The sequence below is a fragment of the Marinobacter salinexigens genome (assembly GCF_008370345.1).
Classification (GTDB): Bacteria; Pseudomonadota; Gammaproteobacteria; order Pseudomonadales; family Oleiphilaceae; genus Marinobacter; species Marinobacter salinexigens.
Genome location: NZ_VTUU01000001.1, coordinates 495517 through 517405, shown reverse-complemented (window position 1 = coordinate 517405; position 21889 = coordinate 495517). Strand labels below are relative to the sequence as shown.

Sequence of the window (21889 nt, the reverse complement as noted above, 5' to 3'; positions counted from 1 at the left end):
CATGCAAAGTCAGACTCAATTCAAGCGTCGCTTCAGCTTCGAGTTTTTCCCGCCCAAGACCGATCAGGGCAAGGAAAAGCTCCAGGGTGTACGCGATCAGCTGGCCGCGGTGAACCCGGATTTTTTCTCGGTCACCTTCGGCGCCGGCGGTTCCACCAGGGACCGTACCATTGAAACCGTGCTGAACCTGCACAAACAGGGCATTTCGACAGCGCCTCACCTTTCCTGCGTCGGTGGTACCCGCCAGGAAATCGGTGAGCTGCTGGACCTGTACAAGGACAATGGAATCAACCGCATCGTTGCCCTGCGCGGTGACCTGCCTTCCGGTATGGGAGCCTCAGGTGAACTCCGCTACGCCAACGAGCTCGTGGAGTTCATTCGCGAGCACAGCGGTGATCATTTCAACCTGGAGGTGGCCGCCTATCCGGAATTCCACCCGCAGGCACGGAATGCGGAAGAAGACCTGCAGAACTTTGCCCGTAAGGTGAAGGCTGGCGCCAACAGCGCGATTACCCAGTACTTCTTCAACCCGGACAGCTACTTTTACTTTGTAGACCGGCTGGAAAAGATGGGCGTTACCATTCCGGTGGTGCCCGGCATCATGCCCATCGTCAACTTCTCCAGCCTGGTACGCTTCTCTGACATGTGTGGCGCGGAAATCCCCCGCTGGATCCGCAAGCAACTGGAAGCCTACGGTGACGACACCGACAGCATTCGCAAGTTCGGTGAAGAAGTCGTGACCCAGATGTGTGAAACGTTGTTGAAAGCCGGTGCACCCGGCCTGCACTTCTACACATTGAATCAGGTAGAACCGAGCCTGAGCATCTGGAAGAACCTCGGCATCAGCGACCGCGAAAAAATCGCATTCTGAGCGCCTCCCAAACGGCCAGAGTCCGCACTCTGGCCGTTTTTCTAACACCCCAAAGCACTACGTCCGGCCTTCCACTCCCCCCATCCAAGCGCTTGATTTCCTGAAATTCTCATAGCATTAGTCTATGGTATACGGGGTGTAGTCCCATTAACGCTCCCTGGAAATCATCGTCACCAGCAGTGTTTTCCGGCTTGCCTTACCCGGCAGATGGAGCCTCACAAAAAGCAAAGGAGAAAGCATGAGCACGAAATGGCTAAAAACCGTTGGCGCCAGCCTGGCACTCACCGTTGCAGCAGGAACCGTCAGCGCAGAGACCCTGCGCGTGGTTACTGACCCGAGCTTCGTACCCTTCGAAATGATGGATCAGGAAACCGGTGAAATGATCGGTTTCGACATGGAAATCATCCGTGAAGTCGCAGATCGTGCCGGTTTCGAGATTGATCTCAACACCATGGACTTCAACGGCATTATTCCGGCACTGCAGACCGGTAATGTCGACATCGCTATCGCCGGCATCACCATTACCGACGAGCGGGAGAAAATCGTCGATTTCTCTGATCCGTACTACGACTCCGGCCTCCGCGTTCTGATCAGCCAGAACGACAACAGCGTAAAGGCATTTGAAGATCTGGAAGGCAAGAAAATCGGCACAAAAATCGGTTCCACCAGCTATGACTACCTGGTGAAGAACCTGGAAAAAGACGACGGCGTAACCCCCTACCCGGGTAGCTCCGATATGTACATGGCGCTGATGTCCGGTGCTGTGGACGCTGTTTTCTATGACGCCCCGAACGTGGGTTACTTTGCCCGCACCAAGGGTAAAGGCAAAGCCAAGACCGTAGGCCCCCTGTATGAAGGCCAGCAGTACGGAATTGCGCTGAAGTCAGGCAGTGAGTGGGTTGACGACGTTAACTCAGCCCTGGCCTCCATGAAGGAAGATGGAACCTACAAAACCATCTACGAGAAGTGGTTTGGCCCGATGCCGGAAGGCATGTAACGGCCACCGGATACATCCGGTCAGACTCTTCGATCCGGGGCGCACGCGCCCCGGTCGTTACTGACTCCAATTCCCTTCGGAGATCCTCACTGTGGAATTCCAGTTTCAGTTCGACTGGCAATCAGCCATCGACTCAATACCTTTCCTTCTCAAGGGTATTCCCTATACCCTGCTCATCTCGTTTGGCGGCCTGCTTATCGGCTTTGCACTAGGCATTCTTTTTGGCCTGCTAAGCATCAACAAAAAGTGGTTCCTGCGTTGGCCCGCCACGGCGTACATTGAAATTTTCCGGGGTACGCCGATCCTGGTCCAGGTGCTTTTCATCTTCTACGGCCTGCCCGATCTGGTCGGCGGCCCCATTGACCCCCTGACCGCCGGTATCGCTGCGATCGCCCTGAACTCAGGCGCCTACATCTCAGAAGTGGTGCGGGGTGGCGTTCAGTCCATCGCCAAAGGCCAGACCGAAGCCGGCCTCTCTCTGGGCCTGTCCAGAACCCAGACATTCTGGTCCATCATCTGGCCCCAGGCCTTCCGCCGCATGATTCCACCCCTCGGCAACCAGGCTATTGTCAGTATCAAGGATACCTCCCTGTTCTCCGTCATCGGCGTGGGCGAACTGGTTCGCCAGGGACAGATCTACATCGCCAACACCTTCACCGCCTTTGAGGTGTATTTCGTGGTTGCGATCCTGTATCTGGCCATCACACTCTCATTGTCGCTGATGCTGCGCATGCTTGAACGGCGCGGACTTGGTTCTGTCTGAAGGAAAGGTACCCATGACTCATATTGTTGAAATGAAGGGCATGAACAAGTACTTCGGCAAACTGCATGTCCTGAAAGATATCGACCTCACCGTCGAAAAAGGCGAAGTGGTGGTGATCATCGGCGCCAGTGGCTCCGGTAAATCCACCCTGATCCGCTGCGTGAATGGACTCGAAGAATTCGAGTCCGGCCGCCTTGATGTGGATGGCCATGCCCTCGCACCCAAAGGTGGCAATCAGAAAAACCTGAACGAGATCCGCAAGGAAGTCGGCATGGTGTTCCAGCAGTTCAACCTGTTCCCCCACCTGACGGTGAAAAAGAACATCATGCTGGCCCCCATGAAGGTAAAGAGCACTGCCCAGACCGTGGCGAACGCCACCGCAGAGCGCCTTCTGGAGCGGGTCGGCATTGGCAACCAGGCCGACAAGTACCCGAGCCAACTATCCGGCGGTCAGCAGCAACGCGTGGCCATCGCCCGGGCACTGGCTATGGAACCCCGGCTGATGCTGTTCGACGAGCCTACCTCGGCCCTTGATCCGGAAATGATCGGGGAAGTGCTGGACGTAATGCGTGAACTGGCAAAAGAAGGCATGACCATGATGGTCGTCACCCACGAAATGGGCTTTGCCCGCGAGGTGGCCGACCGGGTCATCTACATCCACGAAGGCCAGATCGTGGAACAGGGCAAACCCGACGACGTGTTCGACAACCCGGAAAGCGAGCGCACCCAGGCGTTCCTGTCCCGGGTGCTTGGGCACTAGCAATCTGACTCCGCCGGGGACGGAATCACATTCCGTCCCCCAGGGCACTGCGCTACAACAACTCGCAGGTGGTTTGATATTCCCGCTCGATCTTGATGTTTGAATCATCCGCCAGGAAGCGGGCAATCTTCTTGCCCAGTAGCGGCACATCACAGCGTACATCCAGAATCACGTGGTTAACACAGGTGTCTCCCTGGCCCTGAAGTTTCATCATGCCTTTGATCTTGGCGGGCACACTCTGAATGTGTACGCGAAACTCACAATGCCACTCGTCCTCACTTTTGCGGACCCAATGCTCTTCTTGCCGCACATGGTTCCACTCACGGTGAAAGCTCGAGAGTACCCCGGGAACATCAATGGATGAGCCCATTTCCCGTTCAATAACCAGCTTTCCGGAGCAATCATCCCGGAAAATCTCGGTTACACGCACATTCCGTGCGCCCAAACGCTCATTTTTGTCCAGAATGTGCTGCTCACTGAAGAATGCGCCCAGAACCCGGTCGAGGTCCGCCTGATACGCGTGTTTCTGTTCGAGTTGCATGACTGATCTCCATTTGTTTAACCAGAATTCTGCGACTCAAAGCGCCTCCCATCATTGGCCCGCCAATCAGCGACAAAAGGCACGGTGGTCAGATACCGCTGTTAACTGTAATATCCACTTCGGTTAACAGCGATACATTCCCAACAGCCAGACCGGAGACCAACATGCGAAACGCCGATCTCGTCGCCCGCGATCTCAAATCTGTGTGGCACCCCTGCACCCAGATGAAAGACCACGAATCCCTGCCGCTTATTCCCATCAAACGTGGGAAAGGAGTCTGGCTGGAAGATTTCGAGGGTAACCGCTACATCGACGCGGTCAGTTCGTGGTGGGTCAACCTGTTTGGCCACGCAAATCCTCGTATTAACGCAGCCATCCAGGAGCAGATTGGCCGGCTTGAGCACGTTATCCTGGCCGGATTCAGCCACGAACCCGTGGTTAACCTGTCGGAACGGCTTATCGAAGTCACCCCGGAGGGACTCAACAAATGCTTCTACGCAGACAACGGCTCATCAGCCATCGAAGCTGCGCTGAAGATGAGCTATCACTACTGGAAAAACCAGGGAAAACCGGGCAAGAAAAACTTCGTCAACCTGTCCAACAGCTACCACGGAGAAACCCTTGGGGCTCTGGCACTCGGTGACGTGGCCCTGTACAAGGACACCTACCAGCCGCTGCTGATGGAAGTGCTCACCGCTCCGTCCCCGGATGCCTACCATAAGGAAGCCGGAGAAACCGATGAGGAATACGCCCTGCGCCAGTTCGAGGCCATGGACAAACTCCTCGCGGAAAAGCACGATGAGATCTGTGCCGTGGTTGTCGAGCCTCTGATCCAGTGTGCCGGTGGCATGCGCATGCATCATCCCATCTACCACACCAAACTGCGCGAAGCCTGTGATCGCTATGGTGTTCACCTGATCGCTGATGAAATCGCTGTGGGCTTTGGTCGCACCGGCACCCTCTTCGCCTGTGAACAGTCGGGCATCACACCGGACTTCATGTGCCTCTCCAAAGGGCTGACTGCCGGTTACCTGCCACTGTCCGTCGTACTGACAACCGATGACGTGTACAACGCCTTCTACGACGACTACGAAACCCTGAGAGCCTTCCTGCATTCCCACAGCTACACCGGCAACCCGATTGGCTGCGCCGTTGCCCTGGCGACCCTGGACATCTTCCGGGACGACAACATTATCGAGAACAACCGCAGACTCTCCGCCTGCATGGCCGACTCCCTGGCACACCTGCAAGACCACCCAAACGTGGGAGACGTCCGCCAGCACGGCATGACCATGGCGGTGGAAATGGTAAAAGACAAAGCCAGTAAAACCCCGTTTGCCTGGCAGGAACGCCGGGGTATCCGGGTATATCAGCACGCATTAACGCGAGAATCCTTGCTTCGCCCCCTGGGTAATGTGGTTTACTTCATGCCGCCCTACGTCATCACCGAAGAGCAGATCAGACACCTGGCTCAGGTGGCCACGGAGGGCATCGACATTGCCGTTCGGGACTGAAGTAAGGTAACCACTCATGCGCATACCCAGGATCTACACTGACTCACCACTGGCGGAAGGATTCACCGCCGAACTGGACGAAAACGCCGCCCAGCACGTGGGGCGGGTACTGCGCATGCAACCTGGCCAGGAACTCCGCCTGTTTAACGGCGACGGTCAGGACTATCCCGCCACCATCACCGTGGCCGGGAAAAAGAACGTGGAAGTCATGGTTGGCGCTCCCGAAGCCAACCACACCGAATCACCTCTGGAAATCGTCCTCGGGCAGACCCTCTCCAAGGGGGACCGCATGGACTACGCCGTCCAGAAAGCGGTGGAAATGGGCGTTACACGGATCGTGCCCCTGAGTACCGAGCGCTGTGACGTAAGACTGAAAGGCGACCGCGAAGACAAACGCCTTCGTCACTGGCAATCCGTCGCCATCAGCGCCGCCGAACAATCCGGCCGCGCCCGGGTTCCTGACATACTCCCGGTAATGACCGTGGAACAGTGGCTGGAAAACAGCCGTGACTGTGACCTGAGACTCGTCCTCCACCACCGCACCGAACAATCCCTGCAATCCATGGACAAACCCGCCCGGGTTGCCCTTATGATCGGCCCCGAAGGCGGCCTCTCTGCCGATGAAATCGCCCAGGCGGAACAAGAAGGCTTCCTCCCCGTCGCCCTCGGCCCCCGCGTACTGCGAACCGAAACCGCACCTGTCGCGTCTATAGCATTGTGCCAATGGTTATGGGGCGACATCGGCAACTGAGGCGTCATCGACCGTGACGCCGGAATTTACCGGCATGTCAGTCATTGACAGAAAACCGCCCTGCAAACATTATCCGATTTCATTAAGAGTCTTTGGAAAGGCAACGCCATAGTATAGGGCGAGCCTTGGGATGCTGTTTTCGAAAACTGTGCGGAGCCAGGGATGGCGCAGCTCAAGCGCCACATGGATGTGCCGCCAGGAGCGGGTTTTCGAAAACAGCATCCCAAGGCTCGCAAACTCCAGGACCAACAAAAAAACGACAACGCGCGAGTACCAGATGACAAGCCTGTTCACGAACCCTGAATTCTGGCAATACCTCAGCATCCCCGTCATTGCTGCCCTGATTGGCTGGAGCACCAACTGGCTCGCCATCAAGATGACGTTTTATCCCCTGGAATTCATCGGCAAACCACCATTGCTGGGCTGGCAGGGCATCATCCCCTCCAAAGCCCGGAAAATGGCTGCCATCAGCGTAGACGCCACCATCTCTAAAATTGGTACCGTCGACGAGATTTTCCAGCAGATCGACCCCAAAGTCCTCGCCACCTACATTATCCATTCCGTCGACCCTCGCATAGAAGAATACGTTGACGAAATGATGCTCCGGGAATATCCGACCTTCTGGGAAAACCTCCCTACGTCCGCCCGGAAAATGGTCTACGAGCGAGTCCGGAAATCCACCCCACAACTGGTCGACAACCTGGTGGACGACATTTCCGAGAATATTGAAGACCTGCTCGACATCAAAGGCATGGTCATTGAGCGCCTGGCCAAAGACAAACAACTGCTGAACCGAATATTCCTGGAGTGTGGCGAAGTCGAATTCCGCTTTATTGTAAATTCCGGCCTGTACTTCGGATTCCTGTTTGGCCTCATCCAGATGGGCGTCTGGTACTTCTACCAGAGTTGGTGGGTGCTGCCGTTCTTCGGCCTGCTCGTTGGCTATGCCACCAACTGGATTGCCCTGAACGTAATATTCCGCCCCTTACATGCGAAGAAAGTCGGGCCCTTCAAAATTCAGGGACTGTTCCTCAAGAGGCAACCCGCCGTCGCAGAGTCCTTCTGCCACATCGTCACACACGAGATTCTGACCGTCGGCAATATCATCAATGCCATCATGGAGGGCCCCAAAGGTGACCGGGCCCGCAACATGGTCAAGAAACACATTAAACCACTGGTGGATGAAACCACCGGCATGGCTAAAGCCCTGACCCAGGTTGCCTTTGGCCCCACCGGATTCGCCACGCTTAAAAGCCAGGTTGGCGAAAAGGCGATCGAAATTTCCCAGACATCCTTCGACAACCCGGTCTTCGAACAGGACCGGGCCCGAGCCGTTGAGTCCATCATGGTGGAACGGATGATTGCCCTATCATCAGAAGAGTTCCAGGACCTGCTCCGCCCTTGCTTCCAGGAAGACGAAATCAAGCTCATTCTGGTGGGCGCTTTCCTCGGCATGGCCGCGGGTATCGGGCAGTTGGTCCTGGTATTCGGGCAAAGCCTGGGTTGAGCAGTCCGGGGATCAAGCCGGTTAGCATCTATAAAATAGTGTAGCTAATTACTATACTGCGTTGAATTGGATGCATTACCCACGACTGATCGGCCCGGAGGCATCGGATGCCAGGCTTTTTTTCCTGGATTTCAGGCCTGTTTGCCAGCAAGCCCGCGAAACCATTAGCAAAAGAAACACGACTCTTCAATCCCGCAGGCCACCGTCAGGAAGCCAACGCGGATACGAGTCATCAGCTCGCCCGGCAACTGGAAGAGCATCTGTTCTGCTGGCTACTTGATGCAGAGCCGTCCGACATTCGTAAAGACTCGAGCACTGCCACCGCAATACTGGATGAGCTGCTCAACCGGTTGAACAACAGGCACATGGAGGAGCTGCCCCGGCAGCCTCTCAGCTTGCCGATGCTGATGCGGGCGCTGTCCGACGAAACCACCGACCGCCAGGAGCTGACCGACATTATCCTGCGAGATCCAGCGCTTACCGATCAGCTTCTCCAGATTGCCAACAGCCCCTATTTCCGCACCAGTGAACACACCATCGAATCCGTAGATCAGGCCGTCTTCATGCTGGGGATCAACGGCATCCGCAATGTTATTTCCGCAGCCATAATGCGACCGATGATGGCCGCCCGGAACAGCCGGGAGGCGCTTTTCGCGCAACGGGTCTGGCGCTGGGGATTAACCTGCGCCCGATCCTCAGAACAGATTGGCAGGTTGCAGGGCGCAGACAGCAGTTCCCTGTTCATGGTGGGACTGTTGCCCGCACTCAGCTACATCATTGTGTACCGGGAACTCCAGCGCATCAGCAAGGTTCTCCCGGATGGTACACCACCTGGCCCTGCACTGATCCACCATGCTATGGCACGCTATCACTGGACGGTTTGCCAGCTTCTTGCCAACGAGTGGAGCCTGCCCCCGAAGTTCCATGCCTCACTGATGGCGGCTGAACGTCCGGTGCCCGGCATGCAGCACACACCGCTGGCCGACGGCATGGTCATCGGTACCCGGGAAGTGCTTCGTCACGCCCGGCAGCGCAACCTCAGTGATGAGGACCTTGCCAGAATCGTCCAGCTGCCGCCAAGCCAGATCGAGCAGATTCACGGGATAATCAAAACCATGCTGCAGAATAACAGTCAGTCATCCTCGGCCTGAGCCGCAAGTTCGGCACCCATTCCTGAGGCAGCACTGGCGTTCGGGTCCCGTAGCAGTTCAGAAAATGTCACCGTCAGACCGGAGCTGGTAACCTGTAGTCGCTCCATCGGCACACCTCGGGGCAGGCGATCCACAATCCGGTCTTCGTCCCTGCGAACCACCCGTAGCACGTCTTCTACGGTAATGCGGTCAAGGGTTCTCCCCGGCACAAGGTGATCCCCATTCCGGCCCGCCAGGCTCAGCAGGCCGGCGCGAATGAGTTTATCGCTCACCCCTCGCGTCACCTCCCCTGGCACCCGCATCTGGTGTTCGAGAACTTCCTGCTGCGGTGCCTCCTCCCCGTCGTGGAACGGCTTGGCCACCAGCCACATCAGCGCGATTGCCACTTTTTCCTGGAGTTCCGGCGCCAGCTGCACCTCCCGACGCTTGGAGACAGCCCCCGGGTTTTGCAGATAGAAGGCCAGGCTGGCCCCGAGCAACAGAATCATCCAGTTCAGGTAAGTCCAGATCAGCAGAATGATGCCAATGGCAAAGCTGGAATAGATCGCGGCGTATTTTGCAGAGCCCGCCACAAAGGAGGCGAACAACATGCCCCCAGCCTGCCATGAAACACCTGCAATCAGACCGCCCACAAAGGCATAGCGAAGCTTGACCCGCGTATTGGGCATGAAGACATACACAAACGTGAAAGCGCCCACCACCAGGAAAAACGGCGTAAAGCTGCTCACAGCAACAATCAACGAACCAAACGGCTCGATTTCAAGCAACGCCTGAACCGCCGTCGAGGAAAAGATCGTGGCACTGACCCCGATGGCCGACACCATCAGTAGCGGGCCGACCATGATCACACTCAGGTAATTGCTGAACCGCTGGCTCATCGACCGCATATCCGGCACACGCCAGATCATATTGAACGACCGTTCGATCTTCTGCAGCAGCGACACTACCGTGTAGACCAGCAGTGCCAGACCCACCGAGCCGAGGACCCCCACCTTCATGTTATCCACGAAACCGAGAATCTTTTCCGCAACCTCGATGCCCTGGGGGCCCATCGGCTGAAAAAACTGGAACAAAAACGGTTCCATTCGCTGGTGCACCCCCAGCGCTTTCAACACCGAGAAGCTGAGTGCGAGCAAGGGCACAATGCTGAGCAGCGTTGTATACACCAGACTCATGGCGTGCAGGGTAAGCTGACCACTGACAACATCCCGGACCATGGCGTACGCCGTCCTCCCCACTTTGTATAGCCATGTCCATGGCCAACTCGAAGGCGGGTTAGGGTTGGAGAGGATCCAGTCTTCAGCGGCCTGAAGTCGTTCTTTCAGTTGGGAAGAAGCCACGCAACATCCTGTGTGTCAGTGTTTTATACAGGTTATCAGCCAGATACCCGGCAAAACAGAGTATGGCTGATTGGTATTTTTTTGCGAGGCCCAATAAGACAATATAACCATATCAACTTTTGTAACTTCTTTTTATAACCGAATTCCTGTATAAAAGTGCGCCATATGAATGACCCACTTTTACTTACAGGTGTTCCATCATGCGTTTGACGCTCCCTCTCGCTATCGCTGCAGCCACTGCACTGGCACCGACAGCCGCGTTTGCGACCAACGGATACTTCAGCCACGGATACGGCACCATCAGTAAAGGCATGGCAGGCGCAGGCACGGCCCTGTCTCAGGACAGCATCACTGCAGCGACCAACCCCGCCGGTATGGCCTTTATTGGCAACCGCGTGGATGGCGGTTTCGAGATCTTTTCCCCGCGACGTGAATATACCGTCGATGGTAATCCGGCCCAGGGCGATATGTTTCCCCTGCAGCCCGGCACCTATGAAAGCAGTCGGGATGGGTTTGTCATCCCTCACTTCGGTTTTAACACTCAGCTGTCAGAGGTCACCACGTTCGGTGTATCCGTCTTTGCCAACGGCGGCATGAACACCGACTATCCGGGTGGAACCGGCGGTCCTTTCTACGGTGGTCGCACCGGGGTGAACCTGGAGCAGCTGTTTATTGCTCCTACCTGGTCCTGGGAGTTCAGTGACAACCAGGCCATCGGGGTATCCCCGGTGATTGCCTACCAGCGTTTTGAAGCCAAGGGCCTTCAGAGCTTCAGCGGATTTTCCTCCGCCCCCGATGCAGTGTCCAACAACGGCACTGATGATGCTTGGGGCTATGGGTACCAGATCGGCTGGCAGGGCGAGATCACCGATACCCTCCGCGGCGGTGTCAGCTGGCGCAACATCCTGAAGATGAACGAATTCGACAAGTACCGCGGCCTGTTCGCGGAACAGGGTGATTTCGACATTCCGCAGATGTTCAATGCCGGGATCGCCTGGTCCGGGATCGAAAACCACTGGTTGTTACTGGACGTTCAGCACATCCGCTACAGCGAGATCAACAGCATCGGGAACCCGCTGCTGCCCAACCTGCAAACCGCCCAACTGGGTAGCGATGACGGTGCAGGCTTTGGCTGGGATGACATGACCATTGTGAAGCTTGGCTGGCAATGGCAACAAACTCCGGAGCACGCCTGGCGTGCGGGCGTAAGCTACGGCGAGAGCCCGATTTCGGACGAGGATGTTCTGTTCAACATCCTGGCCCCGGGCGTTCAGGAGTGGCACTTTACGGGTGGATTCACCCATCAGTTCACGGACTCCCTGGCATTGTCTGGCATGGCTTTCTACTCGCCGGCCAAAGAGGTTTCCGGAGCGAACCCTCTGGCCCAGAACCAGATCATCACCGTGGAAATGTATCAGGTAGGCGCCTCGGCCAGCCTCGGCTGGACCTTCTGATCGTCCTGATCGCGTAAACAACAAAGCCCCGGTAAACCGGGGCTTTGTTGTTTCTGGCCAAGGCGTTTTGTGTGCGCGACTCAGCCAACCGCAGCGAGATTCTTCGCGGTGATGTCTGCAATACGTTGCCTCGCTTCCCGGCTTGCCCAGGCTGAATGCGGGGTAATGATCAGGTTGGGAATGTCATCCGCCAGCAGAGGGTTACCGTTGCGTGGAGGTTCCTCGGTAAGCACGTCAAATCCGGCACCTCCGATTTCTCCCGCCCTGAGCGCATCCGCCAGCGCCTGCTCGTTCACCAGACCGCCGCGGCTGGTGTTAACCAGCAGGGAATCCGGCTTCATCATTTTCAGTTCCCGCTCGCTGATCATATCCTTTGTGTCGTCGGTCAGCAGACAATGAAGGGACAGTACATCCACCTGCGGCAACAGTTCATCCAGCGGGATACGCGGGTACCCGTCGACGTCACCCGCTTCCTGGCCCGGGCGGGCCCCCAGCACGACTTTCATACCGAAAGCCTCAGCCCGCTCGATCACACCTTTACCCAGATCGCCGTAACCCACAATACCCAGCGTCCGGCCTTCCAGCTCCAGAATCGGGTGATCCATCAGGCAGAACATATCGCTCTTGCCCCAGCGGCCCGCTCGCACATCCCGGTCGTAGTCCAACAAGCGTGTCGCCAGCGCCAGAATCAGAGCCATGGTGTGCTGGGCAACAGTAGAACGACCATAATTGATGACGTTCAGGACCTCGACACCGTGGTCCTTGGCCGCAACCTTGTCGATGTTATTGGTGCCGGTTGCTACAACCGCAATCGTCTTGAGTTCAGGGCATTCTTCGAAGTGTTCCCGACCGAGGACCACTTTATTGACCAGAACGGTATCAAAGCCCTTGATGCGCTCCAGCACCTCATCCGGCGCCGTTTTCTCATATTTCTTCAAGCCCCCGGTGACGTCTTCAATGGAAGACAGATCAACATCATCACCAAGTGTTTTCGCATCTAGGAATACCGCTTTCATACTTTCCTCCTGAGTTCAGACCGGGACAGATTAGGGTAGACTGGCATAAATAAACAAGTAGGAGGTGGATATCATGGAACATGAATTCTGGCATGAACGGTGGGCCAAATCGGAAATCGGCTTTCACGAAGGGTCCGTTAACCAGTTTCTTTATGACCACTGGCCAACCCTGGCCGGACATTCCACCGACGCCGTTTTCGTTCCGCTCTGTGGTAAGGCCCACGATATGTGGTGGCTCAACGATCGCGGCCACCCGATTATCGGTGTGGAACTGAGCGAGATCGCGTGCAAGGATTTCTTCGAAGAAGCCAGTGAAAAAGCCAACGTTCACCCCGGCGAGCCCTTCACCAAATTCTCCCACGATGATCTCGAACTCTGGTGCGGCGACTTTTTCCAACTGGTTCCCGATGACCTGAAAAACATCCGTCTGGTCTACGACCGCGCTGCCCTCATCGCCCTGCCTCCGGAGATGCGGAAAAAATACGTCGACCATCTGACAGCGGTCATTCCAGACGGCACGAAAATCCTGCTGGTGACCCTCGACTATAAAACCCGGATCAGCGCTCCGCCGTTCAACGTCAGCGACGAGGAGGTGATGGAGCTCTACGGTGACGATTACGACATTGAGCATGTCATTACCAATACGATCGAGAATGACCACTTGTTTGCCAAGCGGCGGGGGCTTGTTGGCGGGACTGAGAGTGTATTTCGGTTGACCAAGCGGTAGGCGTTACGGCTATCGCTGAGCGGAGTTACGGCTGTTACGGGTGGTAGGTCTTTTGAAAAGGCTTGTTGAAACTCGCTTCGCTCAGACAAACAAGCTTTTAAAAAGACCTACCACCCATACCAGCCTTGACCGGGCTAACAACTTGGCCTGCTGTTTACCCATTTCAAATCCGGCGTTTTCCCGGATGCCTGATCGGAATGTATGGGGGTACTCTCTGGAAATGGTTGTTTGTCTGAGCGCAGCGAGTTTCAACAACCGTTTCCAGAGAGTACCCCCATACGTTCCAGCCCCCACCAAAAACAAAAAAACGCACCCCATAACATATTTTAATGAACCTAATACACACACCGGCTGTCTATCTTTCCGAGCGTGAACTAAGCTCAAATTAAACGAGCCGCCGGACGGCTTGTCGTAAGTATCCATAACTTCCACCCATGACCAAACCAGAGCCGCCCGGAACGGCGGAACCGATGCAACGGGGATATTGCGTGAACTGAGAGCGACTTAAGAGAGCAAGCGAGGGGCCATCTATGAGCATCGTGCAGCATTTCAAAGATCGGTATGAGAGTACCCAGGAAGAAGAATACACCCTGGAGGAATACCTGGAGATCTGCAAAAAAGATCAAACGGCTTACGCCACAGCCGCTGAGAGAATGTTGATTGCCATCGGCGAACCAGAACTCATTGACACCTCCCGTGACCCCCGCCTGTCACGCATCTTTTCCAACAAGGTCATCAAAAGCTACCCTGAATTCTCCGAGTTCTACGGCATGGAAGATGCTGTGGAGAATATTGTTTCGTTCTTTCGTCATGCCGCTCAGGGTTTGGAAGAGAAGAAGCAGATTCTCTACCTATTGGGGCCGGTTGGTGGTGGTAAATCATCCCTGGCAGAGAAGCTCAAGGCGCTCATGCAGAAGGTGCCGTTCTACGCTATCAAGGATTCGCCGGTCAACGAGACGCCGATGGGGCTGTTTGACCCCAAAGAGGACGCCCAGATTCTTGAAGAGGAATATGGCATCCCCCCCCGTTACCTCAAGTCCATCATGTCACCATGGGCCGTGAAACGCCTGCACGAGTTTGGCGGCGACATCAGCAAGTTCCGGGTGGTCAAGAAGTATCCCTCGGTGCTGGATCAGATCGGGGTTTCCAAGACTGAGCCCGGTGATGACAACAACCAGGATATTTCGGCCCTGGTGGGTAAGGTCAATATCCGGATGCTGGAGGACTTTTCGCAGGATGATCCGGATGCCTACAGCTTCAGTGGTGGCCTGTGTAAGGCCAACCAGGGGTTGATGGAATTTGTCGAGATGTTCAAAGCCCCTATCAAGGTGCTTCATCCGCTGCTGACAGCCACTCAGGAAGGCAACTACAACACGACCGAGGGCATGGGCTCGGTGCCGTTTGATGGGGTCATTCTGGCTCACTCCAATGAATCCGAGTGGCAGACGTTCCGTAACAACAAGCACAACGAGGCTTTCCTCGACCGGGTCTATATCGTCAAGGTGCCTTATTGTGTTCGGGTTTCCGAAGAGAAGGAAATCTACAAGAAGCTGCTGAGTAACAGTTCCCTGTTGGGTGCTCCCTGTGCGCCGGACACTCTGGACATGCTGGCTCAGTTTTCAGTGCTGTCGCGCATCAAGGATCCGGAAAACTCCAGCGTATTCTCGAAGATGCGGGTTTACGATGGTCAGAACATCAAGGATACCGACCCGAAGGCCAAATCGATTCAGGAGTACCGGGATTCCGCCGGTGTGATGGAGGGCATGGACGGGCTCTCAACCCGTTTTGCATTCAAGATTCTCTCCAAGGTATTCAACTTCGACACCAGCGAGGTCGCTGCCAACCCCGTTCACCTTCTGTATGTGCTGGAGAAGCAGATTGAGCAGGAACAGTTCCAGACTGAAATACAGGAGAAGTACCTGCGTTTCATCAAGGAATACCTGGCCCCTCATTATGTTCAGTTCATCGGCAAGGAAATCCAGACAGCCTATCTGGAAAGCTACAGCGAATACGGTCAGAACCTGTTCGATCGCTACGTGACCTATGCCGATTTCTGGATACAGGATCAGGAATACCGGGATCCCGAAACCGGCGAAATTCTCGACCGTTCGTCCATCAATGACGAACTGGAGAAAATCGAGAAGCCAGCTGGCATCAGCAACCCGAAGGATTTCCGCAACGAGGTGGTTAACTTTGTACTGCGGGCCCGGGCCAACAATCAGGGCCGGAACCCATCCTGGCTCAGCTACGAGAAGCTGCGCAGCGTGATCGAGAAGAAGATGTTCTCGAACACCGAGGATTTGCTGCCGGTCATTTCCTTCAACCCGAAAGCAAGTCAGGAAGACCAGAAGAAGCACAAGCAGTTCGTCGAACGGATGGTCGATCGAGGCTACACGGAGAAACAGGTACGCCTGCTGGCAGAGTGGTACCTGCGTGTTCGTAAGTCCCATTAACGGCCAACGGGAGCAGTACCATGGGCATGACCCACATTGTCGACCGGCGACTGAATGGTAAAAACAAAAGCGCGGTGAACCGGGAGCGGTTCCTGCGCCGTTACCGGCACCACATCAAGAAAGCGGTGTCGGATGCCGTCCAGCGGCGTTCCATCACCGATATCGAACGGGGGGAAAGCGTCAGCATTCCCAGCCGGGATATCGACGAACCTGTTTTTCACCATGGTCAGGGCGGGCGCCGGGAAGTCGTCCATCCCGGCAACCAGGAGTTTTTGGCGGGTGACAGCATTGCCAAGCCGCCAGGCGGCGGCGGGCAGGGCCAGGGGGATGGCCAGGCCAGTCCCGATGGCGAAGGCATGGACGAATTCGCCTTCCAGATTACTCAGGAAGAGTTTCTGGACTTCCTGTTCGACGACCTTGAATTACCCAATCTCGCTCGCAAGAAGCTCAAGGACACCGAAGCCTTCAAGTACGTGCGCACAGGCTTTACCACTCAGGGTGTACCAGCCAAGTTGGATGTGGTGCGTTCGCTGCGTGGGGCACACGCCCGCAGGCTTGGCCTGGCCGGGGCACGGCGAAAGAAAATCAAGGAACTGGAAGCACAACTTGCAGCGCTGAAGTCGGCACCGGATGACCTGGATGCAGCCTTCAGTCACAAAGACCAGATCGAGGTACTGGAAGCGGAAATTGCCCGCCTGAAAGCCAATGTGCGCCGAATTCCTTTCATTGACGAAATCGACCTTCGGTACCGGCAACATCAGAAACACCCACAACCGGCCACAAGTGCGGTGATGTTCTGTCTGATGGACGTGTCCGGCTCAATGACCCAGATGCATAAGGACATCGCAAAGCGCTTTTTTATCCTGCTTTATCTGTTCCTGAAAAAGAACTACAAGAAGATCGATGTGGTCTTCATTCGCCATCACACCAGCGCCAAGGAGGTGGACGAGGAAGAGTTTTTCTATTCCCGGGAGACTGGTGGCACTATCGTGTCGAGTGCCCTCAAGCTGATGCATAAGATCATCGAGTCCCGTTATTCCCCATCAGAATGGAACATCTACGCTGCCCAGGCCTCGGACGGCGACAACTGGAATGACGACTCGCCGGTGTGCAGCAAGATCCTGGCAGATCATGTTCTCCCGTTGGTTCAATACTATTCTTATGTGGAGATTACGCCCCAAGACCACCAGATGCTTTGGTACGAATACGAGAAGATCCTGGAGCGTTTCCCCCAGAGCTTTGCGATGCAACAGATAGCGGATGCCGGTGAGATTTACCCCGTATTCCGTCAACTGTTTGAGAGGAAAGCCGCATGACTGATATTGCCGATCGCCCGAGCACGCCCGACAGTGATCAGCCAAGGGCCAGTGAACCCATATCCACCAGCTCTGAGTGGACATTCGAGCTGATCCAGCAATACGATGACGAGATCGCAAAGTGTGCCGCCGAATTCCGGCTGGACACTTACCCAAATCAGGTCGAAGTCATCAGTGCCGAGCAGATGATGGACGCCTACAGCTCCGTGGGCATGCCCGTGGGCTACCATCACTGGTCTTTCGGCAAGCAATTCCTGAGTACTTCCAAGGGTTACCAGCGAGGCCAGATGGGGCTGGCTTATGAAATCGTGATCAATTCCAACCCCTGCATCGCTTACCTGATGGAGGAAAACACGCTGCCCATGCAGGCCCTGGTGATCGCTCACGCCTGCTACGGCCACAACTCCTTCTTCAAGGGCAACTACCTGTTCCGGACCTGGACCGACGCCAGTGCCATCATCGATTACCTGGTTTTTGCCCGACACTACGTAGCCGAGTGCGAAGAGCGTTACGGCGTGGATGCGGTGGAAGAAATTCTGGATTCCTGCCACGCGCTCATGAACTACGGCGTAGACCGCTATAAGCGCCCTGCCCCCATCTCAGCAGTGGAGGAGCAGCGAAGACAGCAGGAGCGGGAGGAATACCAGCAGCGGCGGATCAACGACCTCTGGCGCACTATCCCGAAACCAGAGGGCGACGATGATGCCATCAAGCTGAAAAAACGGTATCCCGAAGATCCCCAGGAGAACATCCTCTACTTCATTGAGAAGAACGCGCCATTGCTGGAGACGTGGCAGCGGGAAATCGTGCGCATTGTCCGCAAACTCGCACAGTATTTTTATCCACAACGCCAGACCCAGGTCATGAACGAAGGCTGGGCCACCTTCTGGCATTACACGCTGCTGCACCGGATGTACGACAAAGGCCTGGTAAACGAAGGCTTCATGCTGGAATTCCTTCAGAGCCACTCCGCAGTCATCTACCAGCCACCGTTCAACAGTCCCTGGTATTCGGGTATTAACCCCTACACCTTAGGCTTCTCGATTTTCACAGACCTGCGGAGGATCTGTGAGAACCCAACCGACGAAGATCGGGAGTGGTTCCCGGATATTGCAGGCTCGGACTGGCTGGAAACGCTTCATTTCGCCATGAAGAACTTCAAGGACGAAAGCTTCATCCAGCAGTTCCTGTCGCCCAAGGTGATGCGCGACCTCAAGCTGTTTTCCATAGAGAACGACGATCAGGAGGATCATTACCTGGTCACGGCTATTCACGACGACCCGGGCTACCGGCCACTAAGGGAAAAGCTGGCCCGGCAATACAACCTCAGCTACCGGGAGCCCAATATTCAGGTGTGGAACGTGGATGTGCGCGGTGATCGCTCCCTGACACTCAGGCATATTCCGGTAGATCGGGTGCCTCTGTCGGAGGATACCGAGGAAGTGCTGCGCCACGTGCACCGGCTCTGGGGGTTTGATGTCCATCTCGAGAGTGTGGATGACGGGGCTGTTGTGGAGGAATTCCACTGCCCGCCTAAAACCGTGGACGAGCAATGACCAGTCGGAATTCAGGAGTTCCCGGACGGGAATACCAGCGCCACAAGGAGACCGCCCAGGGGTGAAGGCTTTAGCTCAAGTTGGCCGTTGTACAATTCAACCAGGTCACTGACGATAGCCAACCCCAACCCTGAACCCGACCGTTCCTCATCAAGACGGCCACCGCGCGCCAGAGCCTGAACGCGTTCTTCTGCGGTCATGCCTGGCCCGTCATCATCCACTTGAATGCGCAGTTCCCCGTCCCGTTGGCTGATCGATACGGATACTCGCTGGTCAGCCCATTGAATAGCATTTTCAAGGATGTTACCAACCAGCTCCTGAAAATCCTGAGGCTCGAAACGAACCGGCGCGGGGCAATTTACTGATGATTCAAAACGTGTACCGCGCCGGGACGATAATGTGTTGAGGGCCCGCAGCACAGGGGCAAGCGCCACCTGAGCATCAATGCCCTGCCCAATGACCGATGGGCCGGCGGTTGATGCGCGAGCCAGATGATGACGTATCGCCTCGTTCAGTCGGCTCAACTCGCTCAGGAAAGCCTCGCGCTGTTCGTCCGGCAACTGTTCACTCAACGAGGTGAGTACCGCTGTCGGTGTTTTCAATGCGTGGGCGAGGTTGCCGGCGGCTGTCCGACCACGTTCAATCAGCTTCTGATCTCTTTCGAGCACCATATTCATGGTTCTCGCCAGGCGTGAGAGTTCCTCCGGTAAATCGGTATCCAGTGCTGACTGGCTACCCGCCTCTACCCGCTTCAGACTGCGCTCAATCCGCCTCAGCGGCACCAGTCCCCAACGGATCTGAAACGCAATCAGCAACAGCAACAGCGCACCAAGCGTCGCCAGAGAGACCGCCAGCAGCGCCTGAAATCGTGATTCTTCTCTGCGGACACCAGAGAGGTCTGCTGCGACCGACACATGAACCGGAGCCGCCAACAATGGTAAATGGACACGCTGTTCCAGCATTCGTAACTGCTGGCCGACGGGCCCCTGAATGTCTTTCCATCCGGGCCCTGGCACCACCGACTCCTGCAGCCTCTGATCCCAGAGCGACCGAGACGTTACCGAGCTGCCATCCGGCAGTGTCACCTGCCAGTACCAGCCGGAATATACCCGCTCAAACCGGGGGTCGCCCAGATCCGGCGCAGGCAAGGCCCCTGCCGCCCCAGTCACCGGTTGGTCGTCCAGGTTGGCGATCACCACGTGCAACAGGGACTCCAGCTGGCTATCAAATGAGTCGTTCACCGCCTCCCGAAAATTCCAGGCCAGCAACCACCCCGCTACCGGAAGCACAACTGCGATCAGGACCAGCGCCGAAATCAGCATCCGAACGGCAATGGGCCAGCGCCGGAGTTTCATCCCCATTAATTCAACCCACCCGCACTCTGCATACGGTAGCCCTGGCCCCGGACGGTCTCGATGTTCGCCTTACCAAGCTTTCTGCGGAGCCGGCTGACCTGCACATCAATGACATTGGAATCCGGCTCCTGATCACCGTCATAGACATGTTCAGACAGCTCTGTCCGACTGACAATCCGTGGGGCCGCGTGCATCAGGTGGGACAACAAGCGGTACTCCTGTGCGGTCAAAGACACCGGCAGCCCGGAGCAGGTCACCTGACCAGCGTGGGTATCGAGCGCAATCTCACCGACTCTGATCACCGGATGGGCATGCCCGTGTGATCTTCGCACCAGGGCCCGCAGTCGGAACAACACCTCGGCGGTTTCAAACGGCTTGGTCACGTAATCATCTGCACCCGCGGAAAATCCGGCAGCCTTGTCAGACCAACGCTCCCTGGCGGTCAGAATCAGCACCGGCAGTTGGATGCCCCGCTCCCGCCAGCCTGAGAGCCATTGCACACCGTTTCCATCCGGCAACCCCAGGTCCAGAATCACTGCATCGTATCGCTCCGTACTGATCAGATAATCACCCGTGCTGCCATCAGCAGCCACTTCTACCAGTACTCCGGCATCCCGGAGCGCTCTGGAGAGACTGTCCGAAAGCGGCTTGTCATCTTCAACAAGCAGGATCTTCATCGACGTTCCATCTCGCGAATATTCTGTCCTTCAATCTCAAGCACTTCACCGGTACGGGCATCGATCTCGAACTCAACCACCTGTCCCTGAGGGCCCAGGAGTTCGATCTCATAAATCACTTTTCCGTCATCCCGTTCCAGCTCCACGTCAATCACATCCCCGAACCAATGCTGAGACAGTGTGTCCAGTATTTCGCCTAATGGCCGGATTTCCCCGCGCTCTACCTGTTGATGAAGGTCCCGCCAATCATCGTCGGCATAGGCACAACGAAGAGAAAGGGTCAGCAGTGCGATCAGAACGCCCAAAAAAAGCATGCCCCGAATAAACGGATCCCGGGGTAGCAGCGATGATGTTTGCGCATGAATGTTCATGACACCATGGTGACAGATTGAAAATGAATGGATTATGAACGAACAGCTCACGCTGCTGTCAGCTTTCCTGTCCTAGGATGGCCTCAAGGTAACGGGAAAGGCAATCCCGTTATGCCTTGACTGACTTCCAACAGGTAAATGAGGACTACCCTATGAACAAGCTCACAGTATTCATGCTGGCCGCTGGTGTGATTGCAGCCCCCATGGCTGGCGCAGCAAACCTCGAAGACGTACGGAAAACACTGGCCTCCGGATCGGACTACGGCATTCAGGAATTCCGCAAAATCGAGTTCGATGACGACCATCGCGGCGAAAAGGAAATTGAAGGCTGGATGGATGACGAGTGGTATGTCGAACTGGATCTGGACAACGATGGCCAGATCCGGAAAGAGCAGCGAAATCGCGACCGGGGCGAGCGTTATGGCCTTCCATCGTCAGAGATAAGCGCCTATCTCGAAGCCGCACAATCCGAAGGTATGTCTTCCTTCGAGGAGTTCAAAGTCAACCGCAGAGGCCATATTGAAATCGAGGGACGCGACGACCAGGGAAGAGAACTGGAAGTGGACTTCCGCACTGGCAGCCTGGATGTCGTCCGGATCGGGAGAGATGATTGAATTCGGATTTCCCCGCGCTTGCCGGAAGGGCGGGATGCAGGCGAAAGGCTTTGGAACCACGCCGGAATCGGCGATGTGAGGCTGGATAATAGCGGCGCACCCACCGCCATCCGGCAACTGAATGCCGAAGGCGGTGGTACGGTCTTTCATCCCGG

20 protein-coding genes are annotated in these 21889 nt (G+C 56.0%); 14 read left to right on the top strand and 6 right to left on the bottom strand.

Features of this window, described 5'->3' with window-relative positions; all coding sequences use genetic code 11:
• Position 1: 1 nt before the first annotated feature.
• From metF to FWJ25_RS02415, 4 genes are all read left to right on the top strand, one after another.
• Positions 2 to 871: a methylenetetrahydrofolate reductase [NAD(P)H] gene (gene metF, locus FWJ25_RS02430; protein ID WP_149598646.1), complete on the top strand. Its 870-nt coding sequence runs from the start codon at positions 2 to 4 to the stop codon at positions 869 to 871.
• Between the two features lie 238 nt (positions 872 to 1109).
• Positions 1110 to 1868, top strand: a complete 759-nt coding sequence (locus FWJ25_RS02425) for a transporter substrate-binding domain-containing protein (RefSeq protein WP_149598645.1) — start codon at positions 1110 to 1112, stop codon at positions 1866 to 1868.
• A gap of 91 nt (positions 1869 to 1959) precedes the next feature.
• Positions 1960 to 2631, top strand: coding sequence for an amino acid ABC transporter permease (locus tag FWJ25_RS02420; RefSeq protein WP_149598644.1), 672 nt, complete (start codon positions 1960 to 1962; stop codon positions 2629 to 2631).
• A gap of 13 nt (positions 2632 to 2644) precedes the next feature.
• On the top strand, positions 2645 to 3391 hold the full coding sequence (locus FWJ25_RS02415) for an amino acid ABC transporter ATP-binding protein (RefSeq protein ID WP_149598643.1): 747 nt from the start codon (positions 2645 to 2647) through the stop codon (positions 3389 to 3391).
• 52 nt (positions 3392 to 3443) lie between these two features.
• Here the strand turns inward: FWJ25_RS02415 and FWJ25_RS02410 are convergent, their stop codons facing one another.
• Positions 3444 to 3932, bottom strand: a complete 489-nt coding sequence (locus FWJ25_RS02410; RefSeq protein WP_149598642.1) for a DUF2505 domain-containing protein — start codon at positions 3930 to 3932, stop codon at positions 3444 to 3446.
• A gap of 164 nt (positions 3933 to 4096) precedes the next feature.
• On the opposite strand from FWJ25_RS02410, the gene FWJ25_RS02405 reads away from it, so the two are divergent.
• The 4 genes from FWJ25_RS02405 to FWJ25_RS02390 all read left to right on the top strand — a co-directional run bounded on the left by FWJ25_RS02405 (position 4097) and on the right by FWJ25_RS02390 (position 8855).
• Complete coding sequence (locus FWJ25_RS02405) at positions 4097 to 5446, top strand: adenosylmethionine--8-amino-7-oxononanoate transaminase (RefSeq protein WP_149598641.1); 1350 nt, start codon at positions 4097 to 4099, stop codon at positions 5444 to 5446.
• A 16-nt stretch (positions 5447 to 5462) separates the two neighbouring features.
• Positions 5463 to 6197, top strand: a complete 735-nt coding sequence (locus FWJ25_RS02400; RefSeq protein WP_149598640.1) for a 16S rRNA (uracil(1498)-N(3))-methyltransferase — start codon at positions 5463 to 5465, stop codon at positions 6195 to 6197.
• Positions 6198 to 6474: 277 nt separating this feature from the next.
• Positions 6475 to 7704, top strand: coding sequence for a DUF445 domain-containing protein (locus FWJ25_RS02395; RefSeq protein WP_149598639.1), 1230 nt, complete (start codon positions 6475 to 6477; stop codon positions 7702 to 7704).
• 107 nt (positions 7705 to 7811) lie between these two features.
• Entirely contained in the window at positions 7812 to 8855 is a 1044-nt protein-coding gene (locus FWJ25_RS02390) for an HDOD domain-containing protein (RefSeq protein WP_149598638.1), read from the top strand.
• On the opposite strand, the gene FWJ25_RS02385 is transcribed toward FWJ25_RS02390, so the two are convergent.
• Positions 8837 to 10195 carry a YihY/virulence factor BrkB family protein gene (locus tag FWJ25_RS02385; protein ID WP_149598637.1) on the bottom strand — a complete coding sequence of 453 codons (1359 nt, stop codon included), beginning with the start codon at positions 10193 to 10195 and terminating at the stop codon, positions 8837 to 8839. The genes FWJ25_RS02390 and FWJ25_RS02385 overlap by 19 nt on opposite strands.
• Before the next feature lie 200 nt (positions 10196 to 10395).
• Here FWJ25_RS02385 and FWJ25_RS02380 point away from each other — a divergent pair, with 200 nt between their 5' ends.
• Complete coding sequence (locus tag FWJ25_RS02380; RefSeq protein ID WP_149598636.1) at positions 10396 to 11649, top strand: OmpP1/FadL family transporter; 1254 nt, start codon at positions 10396 to 10398, stop codon at positions 11647 to 11649.
• Positions 11650 to 11729: 80 nt separating this feature from the next.
• On the opposite strand, the gene FWJ25_RS02375 is transcribed toward FWJ25_RS02380, so the two are convergent.
• Positions 11730 to 12665 (bottom strand): D-2-hydroxyacid dehydrogenase, encoded by a 936-nt coding sequence (locus tag FWJ25_RS02375; RefSeq protein ID WP_149598635.1) that lies wholly within the window; start codon positions 12663 to 12665, stop codon positions 11730 to 11732.
• 73 nt (positions 12666 to 12738) lie between these two features.
• Between FWJ25_RS02375 and tmpT the strand changes: the two genes are divergently transcribed.
• From tmpT to FWJ25_RS02355, 4 genes are all read left to right on the top strand, one after another.
• Positions 12739 to 13392, top strand: coding sequence for a thiopurine S-methyltransferase (tmpT, locus tag FWJ25_RS02370; protein ID WP_149598634.1), 654 nt, complete (start codon positions 12739 to 12741; stop codon positions 13390 to 13392).
• 530 nt (positions 13393 to 13922) lie between these two features.
• Positions 13923 to 15845 (top strand): PrkA family serine protein kinase, encoded by a 1923-nt coding sequence (locus tag FWJ25_RS02365; protein ID WP_149598633.1) that lies wholly within the window; start codon positions 13923 to 13925, stop codon positions 15843 to 15845.
• A gap of 26 nt (positions 15846 to 15871) precedes the next feature.
• Positions 15872 to 17161: a YeaH/YhbH family protein gene (locus tag FWJ25_RS02360; RefSeq protein ID WP_246166650.1), complete on the top strand. Its 1290-nt coding sequence runs from the start codon at positions 15872 to 15874 to the stop codon at positions 17159 to 17161.
• Positions 17158 to 18717 (top strand): SpoVR family protein, encoded by a 1560-nt coding sequence (locus tag FWJ25_RS02355; RefSeq protein ID WP_149598631.1) that lies wholly within the window; start codon positions 17158 to 17160, stop codon positions 18715 to 18717. The genes FWJ25_RS02360 and FWJ25_RS02355 overlap by 4 nt, the downstream gene beginning before the upstream one ends.
• An 11-nt stretch (positions 18718 to 18728) precedes the next feature.
• Here FWJ25_RS02355 and FWJ25_RS02350 read toward each other — a convergent pair whose 3' ends face one another.
• Genes FWJ25_RS02350 through FWJ25_RS02340 form a run of 3 tightly spaced genes read right to left on the bottom strand, consistent with a single transcriptional unit; the run spans position 18729 to position 21120 of the window.
• Positions 18729 to 20078 carry an ATP-binding protein gene (locus FWJ25_RS02350; RefSeq protein ID WP_149598630.1) on the bottom strand — a complete coding sequence of 450 codons (1350 nt, stop codon included), beginning with the start codon at positions 20076 to 20078 and terminating at the stop codon, positions 18729 to 18731.
• Positions 20078 to 20749 (bottom strand): winged helix-turn-helix domain-containing protein, encoded by a 672-nt coding sequence (locus tag FWJ25_RS02345; protein WP_149598629.1) that lies wholly within the window; start codon positions 20747 to 20749, stop codon positions 20078 to 20080. The genes FWJ25_RS02350 and FWJ25_RS02345 overlap by 1 nt, the downstream gene beginning before the upstream one ends.
• Positions 20746 to 21120: a PepSY domain-containing protein gene (locus FWJ25_RS02340; protein WP_246166630.1), complete on the bottom strand. Its 375-nt coding sequence runs from the start codon at positions 21118 to 21120 to the stop codon at positions 20746 to 20748. Before FWJ25_RS02340 ends, FWJ25_RS02345 begins: the two co-directional genes overlap by 4 nt.
• A 152-nt stretch (positions 21121 to 21272) precedes the next feature.
• On the opposite strand from FWJ25_RS02340, the gene FWJ25_RS02335 reads away from it, so the two are divergent.
• Positions 21273 to 21734, top strand: coding sequence for a PepSY domain-containing protein (locus FWJ25_RS02335; RefSeq protein WP_149598628.1), 462 nt, complete (start codon positions 21273 to 21275; stop codon positions 21732 to 21734).
• The last annotated feature ends 155 nt before the right edge of the window (positions 21735 to 21889 follow it).